This is a genomic window from Bordetella hinzii LMG 13501, from assembly GCF_001548475.1.
In the GTDB taxonomy this organism is placed as follows: domain Bacteria; phylum Pseudomonadota; class Gammaproteobacteria; order Burkholderiales; family Burkholderiaceae_B; genus Bordetella; species Bordetella hinzii.
This window is the reverse complement of the sequence record NZ_LRUJ01000040.1, coordinates 1-18,374: the sequence shown is the minus strand read 5'-3', so window position 1 is coordinate 18,374 and position 18,374 is coordinate 1. Positions and strand designations below refer to the sequence as shown.

Here is an 18,374-nt window from a genome sequence, read left to right as displayed (position 1 = left end):
TCAGACCGGCCGCTCGCCCGCCCTTCCCGTGCGCGCGGCCCGGGCCCATACGCCAGCGACCGGCAACTCGCGCGCCAGCTGGCGCTCAGGCGCCAGGCGTGAAAAATACGCGACCGTGCGGCGCAGTCCCTCGCGCGGGTGCACATGCGGCTGCCAGCCCAGCCACTGCCTGGCGCGCCGGATGTCCGGCTGCCGATGGACCGGATCGTCCGGCGGCAAGGGCGCATAGACCAGCGGCGCGTCGCAACCGGTGGCCTCGCGCACCAGGGTCGCCAGCTCCAGCATGCTCATTTCATGCGGGTTGCCCAGATTGACCGGCTCGTTGACCTCCGCGCCGCTTTCCATCAGGCGGGCCAGTCCTTCGATCAGGTCGCCGACATAGCAGAAAGAACGGGTTTGGCTGCCGTCGCCATAGACGGTCAGCGCCTGGCCGGCCAGGGCCTGCACGATGAAGTTGGACACCACCCGGCCATCGCCCGGCGCCATGCCGGGTCCGTAGGTATTGAAGATGCGGGCAATTTTTACCGTCGTGCCGGTCTGGCGCGCGAAGTCGGCGCACAGGGTCTCGGCGCAGCGCTTGCCCTCGTCATAGCAGGCGCGCGGGCCGATGGGGTTCACATGCCCCCAGTAGCGCTCATGCTGCGGGTGGACCTGCGGGTCGCCATAGACTTCGCTGGTCGAGGCCTGCAGCACGCGCGCGCCCGTGCGACGCGCCAGCTCCAGCACATTGAGCGCGCCCTGCACACACGTCTTCAGGGTGTGCACCGGGTCGGCCTGATAGTGGGCGGGCGAGGCCGGACACGCGAGGTTATAGATGCGGTCCAGCCTATCCAGTTCGATGGGCTCGGCCACATCCTGGCGCAGCACGCTCAGGCGCTCGCGCCCGACCAGGGCCTGCAGGTTGGCGGCCTGGCCGGTCTGGAAATTGTCCAGGCAGATCACCTCGTCGCCGGCCAGCAGCAAATGCTGGCATAGATGCGCGCCGAGGAAACCGGCGCCGCCCGTGACCAGCACGCGCCGCCTGGGGGATTCGCTAGGTTTCATGCTTGCTCCTTGAGTGCGTGCAATGTCTCGTCCCATTCGGCGATGAATCGCGCCATGCCGAAACGCCCCAGCGCCTTGCGGCGCGCCGCCTCGCCCCAGCGCCGGGCCAGCGCCGGGTCTTGCGCCAGGGCGTGCGCGGCCTCCAGCCAGCCCTGTTCGCGGCTGTCGACATAGCCGTCCTCGCCATTGCGGATCAGGCAGGCCAGCTCGGTGGCGGCAAACCCGACCACGGGCAGGCCGCACAGCATGGCCTGCACCACCGATAGGCCAAGGCTGGCATAGCGCACGGGCGAAAACAGGTAGCGGTAGCGCGCCATGAAGGCCGGCACCTCGCGGTTGGGGACTTCTCCCAGCCCGCCAGGCAGCTCGCGCGAACCCATGCCGATCAGGTCCAGGGCCAGGCGCGCATGGGCGCGCCGGTAAAGGTCCAGCCCCAGGCGGCGGCCGCGCCGCGCCAGATGATTGATGACCGTGATGCCGCCCTCGCGGGAGCCGGCATCGATGATGCCCGGGTCGGGCACGCCATGCTCGATCACCCGAGCGGGCATGCCCGGCGCCTGCCACATCTGCGCGTTGTGGTGCGTCACGTGCAGCAGCAGGCCGCGCGGGTGGCGAAATGGATGCCAGCTATCGGTCGGATGGGGCTCGGGCGGGTTGTGCTCCACATAGAGGCTGGGCAGGGCCAGCTGCGCCGGCCGCAGCAGCTGTGGCGCATCGGCCAGGTTGTCACGCGATTGGTAGACGATGAGGTCCAGCGTCTCGTCGCGCAGTTGTCCGGGGTCGACCACGCGCACATGCGCGGGCCAGTCCAGTTCGGGCGTGGGCGGGGTGTAGCCGGGCCGCATGCCGGCCACCGGCACCAGCCATTCGTGCGGCACGTGGGCCAGCGCGTGCAGATAATTGCCATGCACGTTCCACGTCAGGATGCGCAAGGGGCGTTCAGCTGGCATGGCGCCCTCCCCCCAGCACGTCGTGCGCGCGCGCCAGCACCTCGGCTGGCGTCACCGCCAGCGCGCAGGGATGACCGATCGGGCAGACGGCATGCATGCAGGGCCGGCACGGCAGCTCGGCGGCCACGACCTTGTGGCGCTGCCGGTCCAGGGGCGCCCAGCGGCGCGCGTCGCTGCCGCAGGCCACCACCACGCTGGCCGCGCCCGCGGCCGCCGCCACATGCGAGACCCCGGTGTCATTGCTGATCAGCAGGCGGCAGCGGCTCAGCAGCGCCGCCAGTTCGCCCAGCGTTGTCTTGCCGCAAAGATTCGCCGCCGGGTAGCGGCACAGGCCGGCCAGCTCGCCCACCAGGCCAGCCTCGTCCGGCGCGCCGGTCAGGGCCACCTGCCAGCCGCCGCGCGCCAGCGCATTGGCCACCGCGGCATAGTGACGGACCGGCCAGCGGCGCGACGGCAGGCGGGCGCCAGGATGCAGGACCACGGTGCGATTGGGCTGCAGGCCATGATCGGCCAGCAGGCGCCGCGCCGACCCGTCCTCGCCCGGGAACAAGGGCAACTCCAGCTCCACGCTCTCGACGGGCAGGCCCATGTGTTCAATGAGGGCCGTGTAGCGCAAGGGCTCGGGGAGGTCTTGCGGCCACGCCAGCCGCCAGCCCGTCCGCGCCTGGGCGGGATGCGGCACGAAACCCGCCCAGCGCCGCGCGCCCAGCCGGCGCACGACGCCGTTGGCATGCAGGCCGCTGCCGTGCAGCTGCAGGGCGAGGTCGAAACGGCGTTCGCGCGCGGCCTCGAAGAAGCCGGGCAGCTCGTCCGGACGGGGCGTTTGCTCGGGGAACAGCTCCATGCCCGGAAAGGGCAGCAGTTCGTCGATGTAATGGCCGAAGCGGCGCGCGAAATCCGCCGCGCCCGGCAGCCCGACCAAGGTGATGCGGGCTTGCGGGCAGGCCGCCCGCAAGGCGCGCAGGGCCGGCACGCTGCACAACAGGTCGCCCAGCTGCAGGGCGCGGAAGACCGCGATGCGGCGCGGCGGCGGCAATGCGCTCATGGGAAGCGCCCTCCGAAGCGCGCCATGCCGACCAGGCGCCAGGCAATGGACAGGGGCGGCACCAGCGCCGAGGTCAGCGCCAGGTCGGCCAAGTCGCGCGGCCGGCGCGAGGTGCCGCGCGCGCGGCGCGCAAAGAACACCAGGGTCAGCGCCAGCCAGAGCCCGGCCGCCGCCCCGGCCAGCCAGAACTGGCCCGCCAGCGCCGCGCCCAGGGCCGCCAGGGCGGCCAGCGTGACCGAGAGATAGAACCAGGGCGGCCGGGCCCGTATGCGGCTGCGGTAAAGATAGGGATGCTTGAGCAGCAGCAGGCAGTCGAACATCACCTTGCGTTGCATGGCCAGGCCGGCGGCGAAGCGCGCCGGCCGGATGGGATGCAGCACGCGCACCCGCGGCGCGTACACGACGGACAGGCCCTCCTCTATCAAGGAGAAATGCAGGTCCGAGTCTTCGCGCCAGGCCATGGTGAAGCGGGTGTCGAAGCCGCGCACCCGCTCCAGGGCCTCGCGGCGCACCAGGCAGTTGGCCGTCACGAATTCGGCGCTGGCCAGGCCGGCGGCGTCGCGTTCATAGTCATTCGGCCGCGGCGGCAGCGGCATGACCACACGGCCGCTGACCGCGCTGACGCCTGGGGTCATGGCCAGCACCCCCTGCCCCAGCCAGTCGGGCGCGGGCACGGTGTCGTCGTCGGTGAAGGCGATGATCTCGCCGCGCGCGCTGCGCCAGCCCCGGTTGCGCGCCGCCGCCGGTCCGCGCTGGCCCGTGGCCGGCAGATAGCGCAGCGAGGGTCCGTCGCGCCGCGCCGCGGCCAGCTCCTCGGTCACCTGGCGGGTGGCCGCGTCGGGGCCGTCGTCGCAGACAATGATCTCGAACAGGCTGGCCGGAAAGTCCTGGGTCTGCAGCGCTTGCAGGCAGCGCGTGAGCAGGTCCGGGCGGCGCAGCGTGGGTATCACCACGGAGACCAGGGGCGGCGCGATGTTCATGCCGGTTTCTCCACGAGGTAGCTGCCGATGGCCAGGGCGTCCAGCGGCGAGGTGTAGAAGGCTTCGAGCGCTTCGCGCGGCGTGCAGACAATGGGTTGGCCGCGCGTGTTGAAAGAGGTGTTGACCAGCACCGGCACGCCGGTGCGCGCCTCGAAGGCGCGCAGCACGTCGTAATAGCGCGGGTTCTGTTCGCGCCGCACGGTCTGCACCCGGGCGGTGCCGTCGATATGGCGCACCGCCGGAATGCGCGCGGCGCGTTGCGGCAGGACGTCGTAGACGAACAGCATGAAGGGCGCGCGGATGCCGGGCTTGCCCGCCGCGTCGAACCACTCGTGGGCGCGCTCTTCGATGACCACCGGCGCGACCGGCCGGAAATCCTCGCGGTCCTTCAGGCCGTTCAGGCGCGCCTGCATGGCCGAGTCCAGCGGCGAGGCCAGGATGGAGCGTCCGCCCAGCGCGCGCGGACCGAACTCCATGCGTCCCTGGAACCAGGCCACCACCTTGCCCTGGGCCAGCAGATCGGCCGTCGCCGAGGCGATGTCGTCCTCGCGCCGGTAGGCCAGATGCGCGCGGTCCAGGGCGCGGACGATGTCCTCGTCCTCATAGGCCGGGCCCAGATAGGCGTGCTCCATGGTCCAGCGCCGCCCGTCCGAACGCCGGTGGTAATCCACATAGAGCGCCGCGCCCAGCGCCGTACCGGCATCGCCCGCCGCCGGCTGGACCCAGACCCGCTCGAAGGGACCCTCGCGCGCCACGCGGGAGTTCATCACGCAGTTCAGCGCCACGCCGCCGGCCATGCAGAGCTCTTTCGCGCCGGTCTGGCGATGCAGCCATCCGGCCATGTGCAGCACCGTCTCTTCCAGCACATGCTGCAATGAGCTGGCAATATCCTTGTGCCGGTCATCGAAGGCTTCGCCGCGCCGGCGCGGCGGGCCCAGGACTTCGGCCAAATCGGCCGGCGCGAGCGAGAAGCCGCCGTCGTCCTCCAGGCGCAGGATCTCGCGCAGCGCCTGCCGCATGCTGGGCTTGCCGTAGGAAGCCAGCGCCATGACCTTGTACTCGTCGCTGGCGTGCAGGAAACCCAAGTGGCGAGTCACGTCCTCGTACAGCAGGCCCAGGGAATGGGGCATGGCAATCTGCTTGAGCCGGGAGTACTCTCCGCCCGAGAAGTGGCCATAGCTGGTCGTCACGCCCTCGCCCCGGCCATCCAGCGTGAGCACGGCCGGGGCCTCCAGGGGCGCGGCCAGATAGGCGCTGGCCTCGTGGCAAAGATGATGATCCAGGAAGACCCAGCGCTGCTGTATCTCGGCCAGCGACAGGCCCTCGAAGCGCGCCGACAGATGCAAGGGCGCGCCGGCGGCCAACTGGCGCGGAGCATTGGTGATATACGACAGGAAAAGCGGATCCCAGGGCGAGGTCCCGCCCTGGGGCGAGCCCGCGCGCGAGGGCTCCAGCGGCAGGCGGATGTCGCCCTCGGGCGTGACCGCGCTGTGGTCCAGCAGGGCCGGATCGAAGGCGTAGGCGATGTGCTGCACGTCGCGCAGGCGGATGCCGGCCTGGGCGAGGCAATAATCGATGGCATGGAAAGGCAGTTGCCAGGCTGTGAAAGGCAATGGCCGCTTGCCATGCTTGACCCGCGTGAAACGCTCCTCTTCGGCGGCGGCCAGGACCTGGCCATCGCGCAGCAGCGCGGCGGAACAATCATGGAAAGCCGCATTGATACCCAGGGTATACATAGTCCTCTCCGTTTATCGGCTGATACGCGCCGACAGCAATTCCCGTGCCGCGTCCGCGACCTCGCGCGGTTCCACGCCGGCCAGGCAGGCATGATGGCCCTGCGGACAGACACTGCGGCGGCAGCCGCGGCAAGGCACTTCGCGGTTGAGCACGCGCTGCGGCGTCTGCCACGGCGTGTGCTGGGGATTGGTCAGGGCGTAGAGGTCGACCACGGGCACGCCGAGCGCGGCCGCGATATGGGCCGGCCCGCTGTTGTTGCAGATCAGCACCGCCGCGCCCTCGATGGCCGCGCCCAGTTCGCCCAGGGTCAGCTGGCCGGTCAGGTCGATCAAGCCCGGCAGGCGCTGGCGCCGGGCCGCCAGGGCTTCGCCCAGCCCGCCCTCGTCCGCCCCGCCCAAGAGCAGCATGCGGCGGCCCTCGCCGCGCAACGCCTCCAGCGCGCCCGCCAGGCGTTCGGCCGGATAGCGCCGCGACGGCGCGCTGGCGCCGCCGTGCGCGGCGATCCAGCCGCCCTGCTCCGCCACGCCCAGGCGGCTGAGCTTGCGGCGCAGGCCCACGCGGTCGATCTCGCGCACCAGGAAACCCAGGCGGGTGTCGTCGGTGGTGGCGCCCACGGTACGCACCAGGGTCAGCTGCCGCAGCACCTCGTGGCGCCTGACCCGGTGCGGCTCGGGCTCGCTGACCCAGTCCGTCAACAGCTGGTAGGGGTTCTCGCGGCTATAGGCCAGCACGCGCGGCACACCGGCCAGCCGCAGCATCAGGGCCGCCGGCAACGCGCTCTGGCTGTGCACGGTGAAGATGACGGCCGCGTCGGGCCGCAGTTCGCGCAGGCGCTCGATGGCCTGGCGGTCGCCGTCGGCGCTGGCGCCTTCGCGTTTGACCCACGAGGCATCATAGGCCAGCACATCGTCCACATCGGCCAGATGCGGCGCCAGGGCCGCCCCGGCCGACGAGGTCAACAGCGAAATGCGGCGGCCCGGCGCGCGCAGGGCGCGCAAGGCCGGCGTGCTCATCAGCACATCGCCCATATTGTCCAGCCTGACGCCCAGCACATGGCGCGCCTCGCTCCAGGGCGACGGCCCGGCGCTCATGTCCACGCTCCCTGCAGGCGGCGCGCGGCCTGCGCCAGGTCATCGACCCAGAGATCCGGCACGCGCTCGGCGCGCAGCCGCCACTCGGTTTCATTGCCCACGTCGAGCAGCACGCTGCGGCAGCCGGCCTGGTGGCCGGCCTGCACGTCGTCCAGGATGTCCCCTATCATCCACGAGGCATTCAGGTCCAGGTGCAGGTCCTCGGCGGCGCGCAACAACAGGCCGGGCGCCGGCTTGCGGCAGGCGCAGATCCCGCCATAGCCCGCCACCCGGCCTTGCGGATGGTGCGGACAGTAGTAAAAGCCGGCCAGCACCGCCCCCTCTTGCGCGAACATCGCGCACAACGCGCGCGCCACGCCGCGCAAGGCCTGCGCCGCGAAGCGGCCCAGCGCCACGCCGGGCTGGTTACTCACCACCACCAGCGGCGCGCCGAGCGCGGCCAGCGTCCGCAGCCCGCGCCGCGCGCCCGGCGCCCAGCGCATGCGCGCCGGGTCGACGTTATACGGCACGTCCCGCAACAACGTCCCATCCTTATCCAAGAATATGGCGGCGCGGGGCATCCCGGCGCGGGGCATCCCGGGGCGGGCCATCCCGGGGCTGGCCATCCCGGCGCTTGCCGCCCCGGCGCCGGCAAGCGGCATCAAGGCCATGATGTCTCCTTGACCGGCAGCACCATCACCTCCGGGATCACGCTGTCGTCGGGCTGCGTCAGCACGAAGCGGATGGCGCGCGCGACATGAGCCGGATCTTGCAGCGTGTCGGCGTCGATGTCGGGAAAGCGGTCCAGCAGGAAAGGCGTGCGCATGCCGCCGGCGATGATGGCGCTGACCTTGATGCCGGCCGGCCGCAGCTCGGCGTGCAGGGCCTGGCTCAGGCCCATCAAGCCCCACTTGCTGGCGTGATAGGCGCAGGCGTTGGGCCAGGCCCGCCGCGCGGCGGTCGAGGCCACGTTGACGATGTGGCCGTCGCCGGCCAGGTGCTCGCGCGCCAGCTTGGACAGCAGGAAAGGTCCGGTCAGGTTGGTGCGCAGCACGCGCTCCCAGACATCGGCGTCTATCTTCTCGATGGGCGCGGTGACATCCACGCCGGCGCAATTGACCAGCGCGTCCAGCTTGCCGAAGTGGTCCACCACGGCGCGCAGCACCCGGCGGCCGTCCTCCAGCACGCCCACATCGCCCACGAAGGGCTCCACCTCGCCCTGGTCGGCGCGCAGCGCGGCCGCCAGCTCATGCGCGCGGCGCTCGTCGATATCCAGGGCCGCGACACGGGCGCGGTCCGTGGCCAGCTGCGCGCACAGGGCCGCGCCCAGGCCGCTGCCCGCGCCGGTCACCAGGATCACACGGCCGGCCAATGATTTGAAGTCTTGCATGCGGATTCTCCAGGGTTGGGTCAAGCCGTGGCGCGCACGGCCGCCGGCGCCTGCCGGCGGGCCGGCGGCAACGCGGTCAGGCGGCCATAGACCGCCAGCAGGTCGCGCGCCACGCGGCTCCAGGTGTAGAGGCGGCGGGCCCGCAGGCGTCCCGCCTGGCCCATGCGCGCGGCCAGCGCCGGATCGGCGGCCAGGACGGCCAGCCGCCCGGCCAGGCGCCGAGGGTCCTTGGGCGGGACGAGAAAGCCCGTGCGGCCGTCCACCACGGTGCTGCGTATGCCGCCGGTGTCGGCGCCCACGACCGGGCGGCCGCAGGCCATGGCTTCCAGCGGCGTGATCCCGAAGGGCTCGTACCAGGGCGTGGTGACGAAGACGTCGCTGGCGCAGTAATAGTCGGCCAGCTCCATGCGGGCGCGGCGGCCGGCGAACTCCACCACGCCGGCCAGCCCCTCCTCGTCGCAGATGGCGCGCAACCGCCGCAGCTCGGCCGATGGCGGTTCGCCGGGCCCGTCGCCGCCCACCACGCACAGGCGCGCGTCCACCCCATGGTCCTCGCGCAACCGCGCCACGGCGCGGATGACGTTGTCCACGCCCTTGCGCGGCACGAGGCGGCCCAGCTGGAGCACGCGGAAGCCCTCCGGCCGCCAGCCCAGGCGGCGCCGCGCCTGCGCCATGTCGCAGGCGCGCATCTCGTCCGGGTCATAGCCGCAAGGCACGATGGCCACGCGCGCCGGATCGGCGTCGTACAAGGTCATGAGGTCGCTGCGGTCCTGCGCGCATTCCGCGATCACGCAATCGGCCTGGCGCACGATGTCTTCCTCGATCGCGAAACGCCGGTCCGGAAAACCGTCGGCCGCCTGCTGGTATTGCCGGCGCACCTTGCCCAAGGCATGGAAAGTCACCACCAGCGGGCAGCCGATACTGCGGGCCGCCGGCAGGCCGGCCAGCGCCGACATGAAGAAATTCGCATGCACCACGTCATAGGGCCGGCGCGCGAACACGCGCAGCAGATAGCGCTCAAAGGCCGGCATCCAGTCCAGCAAGGCCTCCTTGGGCAGGTAGTACGCCGGACCGGCCGGCACATGGACGACGCGCACGCCCGGCAGCCATTCGGCCAGCTCGGGCTGCAAGGGCGAATCACGCCGCGTGTAGACATCGACGCGGTGTCCGGCCGCGGCGAACTGGCGGGCGATCTGCGCGACGTAGACATTCTGTCCGCCGCTGTCCACGCTGCCGGCGGCCGCCAGCGGAGAAGCATGCTCACTGATCAGGGCGATGTAGGCCATGATGGGCTCCAGGGATAAGGGACGAGCGCGGCCCGCGCCCGGACGTGGGCGCGTCCGCGGAACCGGCGGCGCCCGCCGATCACCAGTAGGGGGGCTGCTCGTAGTAGGCGTAGGTCTGCCGCGCCCAGCCCTCGTCGGCCATCGCCGGCCAGTTGTCCTTGTCAAAGCCCTTGTCCGCCTTGAAGCGTTCGGCGCTGACATCCAGCACGAAGCACTTGCGGTCGGTGTCCAGCGTCAGCGCGCTCCAGGGGATGGCGTAGAGCTTGTCGCCCAGTCCCAGCACGCCGCCGCGCGAGAGCACCGCGTAGGCGATGCGGCCGTGCGGGACATCGAGCATGATGTCCTGGATGGAGCCGAGCATTTCGCCCTCGCTGTTGTAGACATCGTTGTCCTGCAGGGTGCCGGCGGCCATCACATGCGGGCCGGGGCCGCTCGGCTTGGATTTGGGGCCGCCGACGATATTGGCGCCGTTCTTGCGGGTTTCCTGCATGCTCATCTCCTCGACGCGCGCGACGCGCAGCGCACGCGGTTCTCGATCTCTTTGACGCCCGCGCAGTCGTCGACGCAATCCTCCACGGCGTGCTTGGTGCGCCGGTCGGGCACCGTGCCTTGCAGGGTGACCTGCCCGTCGCTGACGCTGACCTCCACATCGCTGACGTCCAGGCCGCTGTGGGCCAGCCGCTCGCAGACCATCTCGCGCACCCGCTCATCCGACCGTGTATATCCTTTGGGATCGATGCGCGCGCCGCGCGTCCCGTCATCGGGCTGGCCGCCCCAATAGCCCAGGGCTCCCTCGTCGCCGGCGCCCGAGGCGCGCGCCCCGCGCTCCCAGGTGGAGCGCAGGTCCTGGCGCTGATAGCCGGGATCCTCGCCGCGGAAGCCGCCGTAACTGCCCTGGCCAGGGTCGGCGCTGCGGCTGCCCAGCCATTCATCCTGGTTCAGCGGCCGCGAACCGGGATAGCGCCCGCCCTCTTCGTACTGCGGACCATGGCGGTTGGGCCGGTCATAGCCGTACTCGGGCGGGCGTTCGGGCCACTGCCGGCCATAGCCGGGCTCCTCGGCGCCCCAGCGTCCGCTGCGGGCCGACGCCTGCCAGCGCGCCTCGCGCGGCGGCGGAGCCTGGCTGCCGCCGCCGTCCTCGTCCCAGCGCTCATCGAAGGGCCGCTGGTTGCGCAGCGTGTCAAAGCCGCCACCGTAGTCGCTGCCCAGATCACCCTGATGCCCCCGGCTTTCGCGCCGCTGTCTGTCATTGCGTTGCATAGTGCATCTCCTGCCAAGCATGGCGCCGCATGAGGCAGCGCCGGTCCCAGGAGAGGAGCAAGTGCTGTGCCGGGGGGCCTTTCGCGCCGCCCGCGGCCGTGCTTCGGCACTTCTTACCTGGGAGCGGCAATTTCGCCATCGGGCCGGCGCGCCACGGCGGCCACGCTGGCCACCAGCTCGCGCGGATCGACCGGCTTGGCCAGATGCAGCTGGAAGCCAGCCAGCAAGGCCCGCAGGCGGTATTCGGGCGCGCTGTGCCCGGACAGCGCCACGGCCGGCAGGCGGCCGGCCAGCGGCACATGTTCCTCGGCTTCGCGGGCGCGCAGCCGCGCCACGACCTCGTCGCCGTCCATATCGCCCAGAGAGATATCGCAGACCAGCGCGTCGGGCCATTGGGCGTGCGGGCGGCCCAGCAGCGCATCCAGCGCTTCCTGGCCGCTGGAGCAGACTTCCGCTCGCGCGCCGGCGCTGCGCAGCACTTCGGACAAAAGATCGCGCGCCTCTCCCTGGTCGTCGACCAACATGACCGACAGGTCCTGCAGGCTGGGGAGATCCCTGCCCGCCGCCGGCGGCACATCCAGCGCCGAGACCGGCCGCAAGGTGAACTCCACCGTATAGGTCATGGCGCCGTCGGCCTCGCGCTGCTGGCTGAAGCGTCCCCCCTGGCGTTGCGCCTCGGCCGCCAGCGTGGCGGGATCCAGGGCGGCGGCGCGGTCGAGTTCGGGATCCAGCAGCGGCGCCTGCGCCGCGGCGTCCGCGGGCGGCGCCCGTCCGTCGGTGATGGACAGCCGCGTTACCGGCCCGTCGCGGGCCAGCCGCAAGGCCATGCGGCCGCCGGCCGGGGTCAGCGCCAGCGCGTGCAAATGCAGGTCCCACACCAGGCGCTGCAAGGCGCTGGGATCGCCCGTGATGCGCGCGGCCTCCGCGCCGATCACGGTATAGAGCGTGATGCGGCGGGCCTGCAGCATCTCCCGGCTGGCGTCCAGGACGCCGGCCACCACGGTCACCAGGTTGACCGGCTGGCGTTCGGCCGCATGGTCGGCCTCCTCGAGCTGGCTGAGCTGGCGCTGCAGCTGCCACATCTGCGCGTAGACCGTTCCCTGCGCGAGCAATTCCTCGTGCGAGCCCGACTCCACCACGCGCCCATGGTCCAGGACCACGATGCGGTCGGCGTTGACGATGGTCGACAGCCTATGGGCGATGATCAGCGTCGTATGGTCGCGCGCGATGCGCTCCAGCTCGTTCTGGATGGCGCGCTCGGTGCGCGTGTCCAGCGCGGAGGTGGCTTCGTCGAAGATCATGATCGCCGGGCGCTTGAGCAGCGCCCGCGCGATGGCGATGCGCTGGCGCTCGCCGCCCGACAGCTTCAGGCCGCGTTCGCCGACCGGGGTGTCGTAGCCGGCCGGCAGGCTCTGGATGAAGTCATGCACCCGCGCCGCCGCGGCGGCTTCCTCGATCTCGGCGCGCGTGGCGCCTGGCCGGCCGTAGCCGATGTTGTAGGCAATGGTGTCGTTGAACAGCAGCGTGTCCTGCGGCACGATGCCCACGCGCCGCCGCAGGCTCTTGACCCGCACCTGGCGCAGGTCCTGGCCGTCGATCAAGATGCGCCCCTGGTCGGGGTCATAGAAACGCAGCAGCAGCCGGGCCAGCGTGGATTTGCCCGAGCCGCTGCCGCCCACCACGGCCAGCGTGCTGCCGGCCGGGATGCGCAGATCGATATTCCACAGGATCTGACGGCCGGGCTCGTAGCCGAAGGACACCGCCTCGAAGCGCACCTCGCCCGGCCCGGCGGCCAGCTCGGGCAGGCCGGGCTCATCGCCCGGCTCCGGCGGCAGGCGCAGGAGCGCGCAGACCCGTTCGGCGGAGATGAAGGCCTCGCGCGCCTGGCGCACGATCAGGCCCAGGGTATTGAGCGGCAGGCAGATCTGGATGATGTAGGCGTTGATCAGCACCAGGTCGCCCACGGTGATGCGCGCGCCCACCACCTGCTGTCCCGCCAGCAGCATGACAATGCCGACCCCGGCGGCGATGATGCCGGCCTGGCCGATATGCAGGCGCGACAGCGACTGCTGGTTGCGCACGCCCGCCTGCACCCAGGCACCCAGCACCTGGCCCAGGCGCCGCGACTCCCCTTCCTCGGTGGCGTTGAGCTTGACCGCCTCATAGTTCAGCAGGCTGTCGACGACCCGGCCGCCGGCCTGCGAGTCCAGGTCGTTGAGACGCCGCTGCAAAGGCGTGCGGCGGCGGATGAGCGCCGAGGTATAGAAGGCGTAGGCGGCGAAGGTCGCCGCCACCGTGAGCGCAAAGCCCAGGCTGTAGCCGGCCACCAGGATGACCACGACGGAGATGATCTCGACCAGGGTGGGCAACAGGGCAAACAACGCCGTGCCGACCAGAAAGCCCACGCCGGTCGTGCCGCGCTCCAGGTCGCGCGCCATGCCGCCGGTCTGGCGCGTGCCATGAAAGCGCGCGCCCAGGGCCTGCAGGTGCGCGAACATGCGCAAGGTGAAGTCCGCCACCGTGCGCTGGGCCACGGGCGAAAACACCACATCCCGCAGCTCCGTCAGCAGGCTGCCGGCAAAGCGCAGCAGGGTATAGCCCAGCAGCAGGAAGACCGGCAAGGCCAGCGCGCCGGACACGCTCAGCGCGTCGACCACATGCTTGAGCGCCACCGGCACGGCCACCATGAACAGCTTGGCGGCCACCAGCAGCACCAGCGCCAGCCCGGTGCGGCCGCGCTGCTTCCACAGGGCCGCGCCGATGGTGCGCAGCACTTCGCGCCGCGCGAAGCGGGCGCTGTCTTCCGTGGCGGGCATGGCGCTTGCTGCCTTAGCGGCGCGAAGAGCGTGTCAGCACGCAGGCGGTGACCACCGCGCCCACCAGGGCCGCCACGGCAATGGATTCCCAGGCGTGGCGGTGCGCGCAGTCGTCGGCGGCGCGGGTGACGCGCCGCAGGCCCTGGCCGGCGGCCTCGCTCCAGTCGGCCGCCCGCTCGCCGGCGGCGTCCCACTGGCGCTTGAGCCGGTCGCGGCCGGCCTCGATGTCGGCATCGCCGAAGGCCGCGGTGCGGCGCAGCAATTCTTCGGTCCCATGCAAAAGGCGGTCCAGGGTCCCGCCGTCGCGATGATGTTTGCTGTGCATAGATCCTCCTGTTCAATACGGCACGCGCCCGATGCCGTGCCTGCGGCCCGAGACGGCAAGTCCCGTGCCAGCCCCTGCCGGAGAAACCGATGGCCCCTGCCCTTATCCTTCTGCTCTATGTGCTGATGCCGCTATGGCTGCTGGCGGGCGTGGCCGACTGGCTGTGCCACCGCAACACGCATATCGCGCAAACGGCCGGCTACCGCGAGTCGCTGCTGCATCTGCTGATGTTCGGCGAGGTTGGCGTTGCGCTGCTGGCCGGGCTCTTCCTGGAAGTGACGGCCGGGGTCTTCGCGCTCATGATGCTGTGCTTCCTGCTGCACGAGGCCACCGCCCTGTGGGACGTCAGCTACGCCGTGCGCCGGCGCCGGGTCACGCCGCTGGAGCAGCATGTGCACAGCTTTCTGGAGCTCCTGCCCTTGACGGCGATCCTGCTGCTGGCCGTGGGGCATTGGCCGCAGTTCCTGGCGCTGTTCGGCCTGGGACAGGCGGATTGGGGTTTCCGGCTCAAGGAAACGCCGCTGCCCGCCGGCTATATCGTGACGCTGCTCTCGGCGGTCGCGCTCCTGGAGGTCTTGCCCTATCTGGAGGAGTTCTGGCGCGGCTGGCGCCGCCGCAGGACCACGGCGGCCACGGCGCGCCGCGCCTAGCCAGTCACGGCGTCCCGGCGCGCGCCGCCTTCACGCAGGCGATGAAGGTATGCGCCACCGTGGCGGCGAATGCCTCATCGAACCAGGGATAGGCGCCGCTCACGCCCACGGCCACGCCATCGACGCTGACGCTGCCCCACAGCGGCTGTTCCTGTTCGGCCAGGAGTTGCGGCGCCACTTCGCATACGCGATGGCCTGCCATGCCGCTGCGCCAGGACAGGCGCGCCTTGGCGCGCGCATAGGCGGCATAGTCGGCGTCCCAGTCCGCGCGGTCGCCCAGGCTTTCCTCGTAGAGGATGGCCGGCTCGAACGCCGATTGCCCCGGCGGCAGCAGGGGGTTCATCACCACGATATGCAGAAAGCCGCTGTCTCCGGCCTCGCGCGAGGCCATGGCGGCCTGCATCATGGGCATGGCCAGCCGCACCGCCCGCGCCGCCGTCTCGGGTCCGAAATAGGCGCCCTTCATGAGGCCCACCATTGCTTGAGCGTGGCCCGCAAGGCTTCGCCCCCGGCCGGATCCTTGCGCAGCGCCTGCATATAGGCCCCGAACTGCTTGAGCGTGATGTGCGGCGGCATGGGCGGAATCTCCGGATCGGCCATCACTTCCAGCACCATGGGCCGATCGGCCGCCAGGGCGCGATCCAGCGCCGGCCCGACCTGGGCGGCGTCCTCGATGCGCGCCCCTTCCAGGCCCAGCAGCCGCGCATACTCCGCGTAGGCGAAGCCCGGCAGGCGCTGCGAATCCTCGAAACGGGGGTCGCCGCCCATGACGCGCTGCTCCCAGGTCACGAGATTGAGGTCGCCATTGTTGAGGACCAGCACCACCAGGCGCGGATCCTTCCAGTCGCGCCAGCGGTCGGCCACCGAGATGAGGACGTTGATCCCGTTCATCTGCATGGCCCCGTCGCCGACCAGCGCGAAGACCGGCCTGTCCGGCCAGGCCAGTTTGCCGGCCAGGGCGTAGGGCATGGCGCAGCCCATGGTCGCCAGGCCGCCCGACAAGGAGGCCAGCATGCCCGGACGCACATCGACATCGCGCGCATACCAGTTGGCGGCCGACCCCGAATCGCAGGTGATGATGCTGTCCGGCGGCAGGCGCCGCGACAGCTCCAGGAAAGGCCGTTGCGGATTGACGCCCCGCCCTTCGGTGGCCGCCCGCGCCGCCACCGCCTCGCGCCAGCGCGCCACCTGTTTTTCGATGCCGTGCCGCCAGCCGAGGTCGCTTTTCTGCTCCAGCAGGGGCAGCAAGGCGGACAGGGTCTGTCCCGCGTCGCCGACCAGGCCGACCTCGATGGGATAACGCAGCCCCAGGGCGCGGCCGTCGCGGTCGATTTGCACGCAGGCCGCCTGCCCCTCGGGGGGCAGGAATTCCGAATAGGGAAAGGTCGTGCCCACCATGAGCAAGGTGTCGCAGTCCTGCATGAGGCGCCAGCTGGGCACCGTGCCCAGCAGACCGATGCTGCCGGTCACATAGGGCAGGCTGTCGGAAAGCGCCGCCTTGCCCAGCAGCGCCTTGGCCACGCCCGCGCCCAGGCGGTCGGCCACCGCGGCCAGGGCCTCGGAGGCGCCCAGCGCGCCGGCCCCGGCCAGGATGGCGACCTTGCGGCCGCGGTTGAGCACGGCGGCGGCGTTGTGCAGGGCATCCTCGCCGGGCACATGGGCGTGCGATACCGCGCCGATGCCCGTATGCATCATGCCGTGGGCCCGCGGCGGCGTCGGCACGGCGGGCAGGTCCTGGACATCGTTGGGCACGATGATGCAGGTCACCGCGCGGCGCTCCAGCGCGATGCGCAGGGCGCGGTCCACCAGGTGGCGCGCCTGTTCGGCCGTGCTCATCAATTGCACGAAATCATGCGCGACGTCCTTGAACAGGGCGGCCAGGTCGACCTCCTGCTGGAAGTCCCCGCCCAGGCTGCTGCGCGCCTGCTGGCCGACGATGGCCACGACCGGCTGGTGATCCAGCTTGGCGTCGTACAGGCCATTGAGCAGGTGGATGGCGCCCGGCCCCGAGGTGGCCAGACAGATGCCGGCCTGGCCGGTAAATTTGGCATGGGCGCAGGCCATGAAGGCCGCCTCTTCCTCGTGGCGCGCCTGGATGAAGCGTAGCCCCTCGTCCTGGCGCCCGAAGGCGCCGATCAGGCCGTTGATCCCATCGCCGGGATAGCCGAACACCCGGTCGATGCCCCATTGCGCCAGGCGCGCCAATATGAAGTCCGCCACTGTCATCTTTGCCATGTCTGCTCCCTGTCGTGCTGCGTGCTCGATGGCGGGCCAGCGGCAAGCGGCGTTCCTGCCTCAGGACGGGCCCTCAAGCCCCTCCAGCCGGTTGTAGAGCGTCTTGGGGCTGATGCCCAACATGGCCGCGGCATCCTTCTTCACGCCCCGGCAATGCGCCAGCGTGGCGCGGATGAGTTTCTCGTCGGCCTCGGCCAGGCTGGAGCCGATGGGCACGTAGAGGCGTTGGCCCGCGCCCATCTCCGCGCCCGGCGGCGCTTCGGCGTCGATCTGCTCGCCTTCAGCCATGATGTAGGCGCGGCGCACCCAGTTGCGCAGCTCGCGCACGTTGCCCGGCCAGGCGTAGTCGCGGATAAAGGCCAGCGCCCGCGCGCCGAAGCGCCGCTGCGCGCCATCCTTGCGGTTCAAGGCCTGCAGAAAGCGCTCGGCCAGCATGACTTTGTCTTCGCCCCGTTCGCGCAGCGGAGGCAGGCACAAGGGGAAGACGCTCAGGCGGTAATACAAGTCCTCGCGCAGGCGTCCCTCCGTGATGGCCGCGTCGGGGGCGCGGTTGGTCGCCGCCACGATGCGGACATCGCAGCGGGTCTCGTGCTGGGTTCCCACCCGCATGAAGCGCCCGGTCTCCAGCACCCGCAGCAGCTTGACCTGCAAAGCCGGCGGCATTTCGGTGATCTCGTCCAGAAACAGCGTGCCGCCGTCGGCGCTCTCGAAATAGCCTTTGCGCCGCTGCTCGGCCCCGGTGAAACTGCCGCGTTCGTGGCCGAACATCTCGCTCTCGGCCAAAGTCGGCGAGACGGCCCCGCAGTTCACGGCGATGAAGGGCTTGGCGCGGCGCGCGCTGGCCGCATGCACGGCCTGGGCGGCCAGCTCCTTGCCGGTGCCGCTCTCGCCGATGAGCAGCACGCTGGCGTCGGTGCGCGCCACGCGGACGATCTGCTCGCGCAACGCCTGCATGGCGGGCGCCTCGCCGGCCATGCCCCCGGCGGGCGCATCGGCGGCCGGGCCCGCGCCTTGCATCACGGCCGTCAGGCGGGCCAGGTCGACCGGCTTTTCCAGATAATCGCTGGCGCCCAGCCGCAGCGCGCGCACCGCGCTGTCGGTGCTGGCGTGGCCGGTGACGACCACCACGCGCACCTCGCTCAAGTCCAGGCCCTCGAACAGGCGCATGCCGTCTTCATCGCGCAAGCGCAGGTCGGTGAGCACCAGGTCCGGCCGCTTGCGGTCCCACTCCAGCCGCGCGTCGCGCACCGTGGCGGCCTGGGCCACCGAACAGCGGGCGTCCTGCGCCACTTCCGCCATGACCGATCTCACGGCCGCATCATCGTCGACAATCAGTACATGAGGCATGACATCCTCCTTGACGCGCATCGTCCGGCCTGCCGGACCTGCGCCTTGTCAACCTGGCTTCATCCTAACGCCGCGCCATGCGGCCCCGGGTAATCGAACGCTACCGGGGGCATGAGACTGCATATCGGCGGCCGGCTCGGGGCGCCGGACGGGCGTCCGGGGCGGCCCCTCGTGGGGACGTGTTACGTAACGGTAGGGACTGCTTACGCACTCTCCGCGTCGCCAAGGAAGGAAAAAAC

At 71.0% G+C, this 18,374-nt stretch carries 17 protein-coding genes; 1 reads left to right on the top strand and 16 read right to left on the bottom strand.

What is annotated here, in order from left to right; all coding sequences use genetic code 11:
- The 13 genes from AXA74_RS20160 to AXA74_RS20100 all read right to left on the bottom strand — a co-directional run bounded on the left by AXA74_RS20160 (position 1) and on the right by AXA74_RS20100 (position 13,903).
- Complete coding sequence (locus tag AXA74_RS20160; RefSeq protein WP_197723102.1) at positions 1–1,044, bottom strand: UDP-glucuronic acid decarboxylase family protein; 1,044 nt, start codon at positions 1,042–1,044, stop codon at positions 1–3.
- Positions 1,041–1,994: a glycosyltransferase gene (locus tag AXA74_RS20155; protein ID WP_032979353.1), complete on the bottom strand. Its 954-nt coding sequence runs from the start codon at positions 1,992–1,994 to the stop codon at positions 1,041–1,043. Before AXA74_RS20155 ends, AXA74_RS20160 begins: the two co-directional genes overlap by 4 nt.
- The gene (locus AXA74_RS20150) at positions 1,984–3,039 is read right to left on the bottom strand and encodes a glycosyltransferase family 9 protein (RefSeq protein ID WP_048940121.1); all 1,056 of its coding nucleotides are present in this window, start codon (positions 3,037–3,039) and stop codon (positions 1,984–1,986) included. Before AXA74_RS20150 ends, AXA74_RS20155 begins: the two co-directional genes overlap by 11 nt.
- Positions 3,036–4,019 carry a glycosyltransferase family 2 protein gene (locus tag AXA74_RS20145; RefSeq protein ID WP_032962598.1) on the bottom strand — a complete coding sequence of 328 codons (984 nt, stop codon included), beginning with the start codon at positions 4,017–4,019 and terminating at the stop codon, positions 3,036–3,038. The genes AXA74_RS20150 and AXA74_RS20145 overlap by 4 nt, the downstream gene beginning before the upstream one ends.
- A complete protein-coding gene (locus AXA74_RS20140; RefSeq protein ID WP_032955929.1) occupies positions 4,016–5,755 on the bottom strand; it encodes a carbamoyltransferase family protein in 1,740 nt (579 codons plus the stop codon). The genes AXA74_RS20145 and AXA74_RS20140 overlap by 4 nt, the downstream gene beginning before the upstream one ends.
- 12 nt (positions 5,756–5,767) lie before the next feature.
- Complete coding sequence (locus AXA74_RS20135) at positions 5,768–6,847, bottom strand: glycosyltransferase family 9 protein (protein ID WP_032962600.1); 1,080 nt, start codon at positions 6,845–6,847, stop codon at positions 5,768–5,770.
- Positions 6,844–7,422, bottom strand: a complete 579-nt coding sequence (locus AXA74_RS20130) for a D-glycero-alpha-D-manno-heptose-1,7-bisphosphate 7-phosphatase (protein ID WP_032962737.1) — start codon at positions 7,420–7,422, stop codon at positions 6,844–6,846. Before AXA74_RS20130 ends, AXA74_RS20135 begins: the two co-directional genes overlap by 4 nt.
- A 65-nt stretch (positions 7,423–7,487) precedes the next feature.
- Positions 7,488–8,216: an SDR family oxidoreductase gene (locus AXA74_RS20125; RefSeq protein WP_032955932.1), complete on the bottom strand. Its 729-nt coding sequence runs from the start codon at positions 8,214–8,216 to the stop codon at positions 7,488–7,490.
- Positions 8,217–8,236: 20 nt separating this feature from the next.
- Complete coding sequence (locus AXA74_RS20120) at positions 8,237–9,502, bottom strand: glycosyltransferase (protein WP_032955934.1); 1,266 nt, start codon at positions 9,500–9,502, stop codon at positions 8,237–8,239.
- A 79-nt stretch (positions 9,503–9,581) separates the two neighbouring features.
- Positions 9,582–9,992, bottom strand: coding sequence for a PRC-barrel domain-containing protein (locus AXA74_RS20115; RefSeq protein WP_032955936.1), 411 nt, complete (start codon positions 9,990–9,992; stop codon positions 9,582–9,584).
- 2 nt (positions 9,993–9,994) lie between these two features.
- A complete protein-coding gene (locus tag AXA74_RS20110) occupies positions 9,995–10,762 on the bottom strand; it encodes a BON domain-containing protein (RefSeq protein WP_051593973.1) in 768 nt (255 codons plus the stop codon).
- 113 nt (positions 10,763–10,875) lie between these two features.
- Positions 10,876–13,578, bottom strand: coding sequence for an ATP-binding cassette domain-containing protein (locus AXA74_RS20105; protein ID WP_060833254.1), 2,703 nt, complete (start codon positions 13,576–13,578; stop codon positions 10,876–10,878).
- A 13-nt stretch (positions 13,579–13,591) separates the two neighbouring features.
- The gene (locus tag AXA74_RS20100; protein WP_032962605.1) at positions 13,592–13,903 is read right to left on the bottom strand and encodes a DUF883 family protein; all 312 of its coding nucleotides are present in this window, start codon (positions 13,901–13,903) and stop codon (positions 13,592–13,594) included.
- 89 nt (positions 13,904–13,992) lie between these two features.
- Between AXA74_RS20100 and AXA74_RS20095 the strand changes: the two genes are divergently transcribed.
- A complete protein-coding gene (locus AXA74_RS20095) occupies positions 13,993–14,553 on the top strand; it encodes a hypothetical protein (protein WP_032955942.1) in 561 nt (186 codons plus the stop codon).
- Between the two features lie 4 nt (positions 14,554–14,557).
- Here AXA74_RS20095 and AXA74_RS20090 read toward each other — a convergent pair whose 3' ends face one another.
- From AXA74_RS20090 to AXA74_RS20080, 3 genes are read right to left on the bottom strand one after another with little or no spacing between them, the layout of a single operon-like run.
- A complete protein-coding gene (locus AXA74_RS20090) occupies positions 14,558–15,019 on the bottom strand; it encodes a hypothetical protein (protein ID WP_032962738.1) in 462 nt (153 codons plus the stop codon).
- Positions 15,016–16,788, bottom strand: coding sequence for a thiamine pyrophosphate-requiring protein (locus tag AXA74_RS20085; protein ID WP_032955944.1), 1,773 nt, complete (start codon positions 16,786–16,788; stop codon positions 15,016–15,018). Before AXA74_RS20085 ends, AXA74_RS20090 begins: the two co-directional genes overlap by 4 nt.
- Before the next feature lie 60 nt (positions 16,789–16,848).
- The gene (locus tag AXA74_RS20080) at positions 16,849–18,135 is read right to left on the bottom strand and encodes a sigma-54-dependent transcriptional regulator (protein ID WP_051593976.1); all 1,287 of its coding nucleotides are present in this window, start codon (positions 18,133–18,135) and stop codon (positions 16,849–16,851) included.
- Between the last annotated feature and the right edge of the window lie 239 nt (positions 18,136–18,374).

What these genes read in the sequence shown, in the direction of transcription:
- AXA74_RS20095 (WP_032955942.1), top strand. Translation starts at nt 13,993, where the DNA reads ATGGCCCCTGCCCTTATCCTTCTGCTCTATGTGCTGATGCCGCTATGG.
- AXA74_RS20085 (WP_032955944.1), bottom strand. Translation starts at nt 16,788, where the DNA reads ATGGCAAAGATGACAGTGGCGGACTTCATATTGGCGCGCCTGGCGCAA.
- AXA74_RS20135 (WP_032962600.1), bottom strand. Translation starts at nt 6,847, where the DNA reads ATGAGCGCCGGGCCGTCGCCCTGGAGCGAGGCGCGCCATGTGCTGGGC.
- AXA74_RS20140 (WP_032955929.1), bottom strand. Translation starts at nt 5,755, where the DNA reads ATGTATACCCTGGGTATCAATGCGGCTTTCCATGATTGTTCCGCCGCG.
- AXA74_RS20155 (WP_032979353.1), bottom strand. Translation starts at nt 1,994, where the DNA reads ATGCCAGCTGAACGCCCCTTGCGCATCCTGACGTGGAACGTGCATGGC.
- AXA74_RS20080 (WP_051593976.1), bottom strand. Translation starts at nt 18,135, where the DNA reads ATGCCTCATGTACTGATTGTCGACGATGATGCGGCCGTGAGATCGGTC.
- AXA74_RS20115 (WP_032955936.1), bottom strand. Translation starts at nt 9,992, where the DNA reads ATGCAGGAAACCCGCAAGAACGGCGCCAATATCGTCGGCGGCCCCAAA.
- AXA74_RS20145 (WP_032962598.1), bottom strand. Translation starts at nt 4,019, where the DNA reads ATGAACATCGCGCCGCCCCTGGTCTCCGTGGTGATACCCACGCTGCGC.
- AXA74_RS20160 (WP_197723102.1), bottom strand. Translation starts at nt 1,044, where the DNA reads ATGAAACCTAGCGAATCCCCCAGGCGGCGCGTGCTGGTCACGGGCGGC.
- AXA74_RS20150 (WP_048940121.1), bottom strand. Translation starts at nt 3,039, where the DNA reads ATGAGCGCATTGCCGCCGCCGCGCCGCATCGCGGTCTTCCGCGCCCTG.
- AXA74_RS20105 (WP_060833254.1), bottom strand. Translation starts at nt 13,578, where the DNA reads ATGCCCGCCACGGAAGACAGCGCCCGCTTCGCGCGGCGCGAAGTGCTG.
- AXA74_RS20110 (WP_051593973.1), bottom strand. Translation starts at nt 10,762, where the DNA reads ATGCAACGCAATGACAGACAGCGGCGCGAAAGCCGGGGGCATCAGGGT.
- AXA74_RS20090 (WP_032962738.1), bottom strand. Translation starts at nt 15,019, where the DNA reads ATGAAGGGCGCCTATTTCGGACCCGAGACGGCGGCGCGGGCGGTGCGG.
- AXA74_RS20130 (WP_032962737.1), bottom strand. Translation starts at nt 7,422, where the DNA reads ATGCCCCGCGCCGGGATGCCCCGCGCCGCCATATTCTTGGATAAGGAT.
- AXA74_RS20125 (WP_032955932.1), bottom strand. Translation starts at nt 8,216, where the DNA reads ATGCAAGACTTCAAATCATTGGCCGGCCGTGTGATCCTGGTGACCGGC.
- AXA74_RS20120 (WP_032955934.1), bottom strand. Translation starts at nt 9,502, where the DNA reads ATGGCCTACATCGCCCTGATCAGTGAGCATGCTTCTCCGCTGGCGGCC.
- AXA74_RS20100 (WP_032962605.1), bottom strand. Translation starts at nt 13,903, where the DNA reads ATGCACAGCAAACATCATCGCGACGGCGGGACCCTGGACCGCCTTTTG.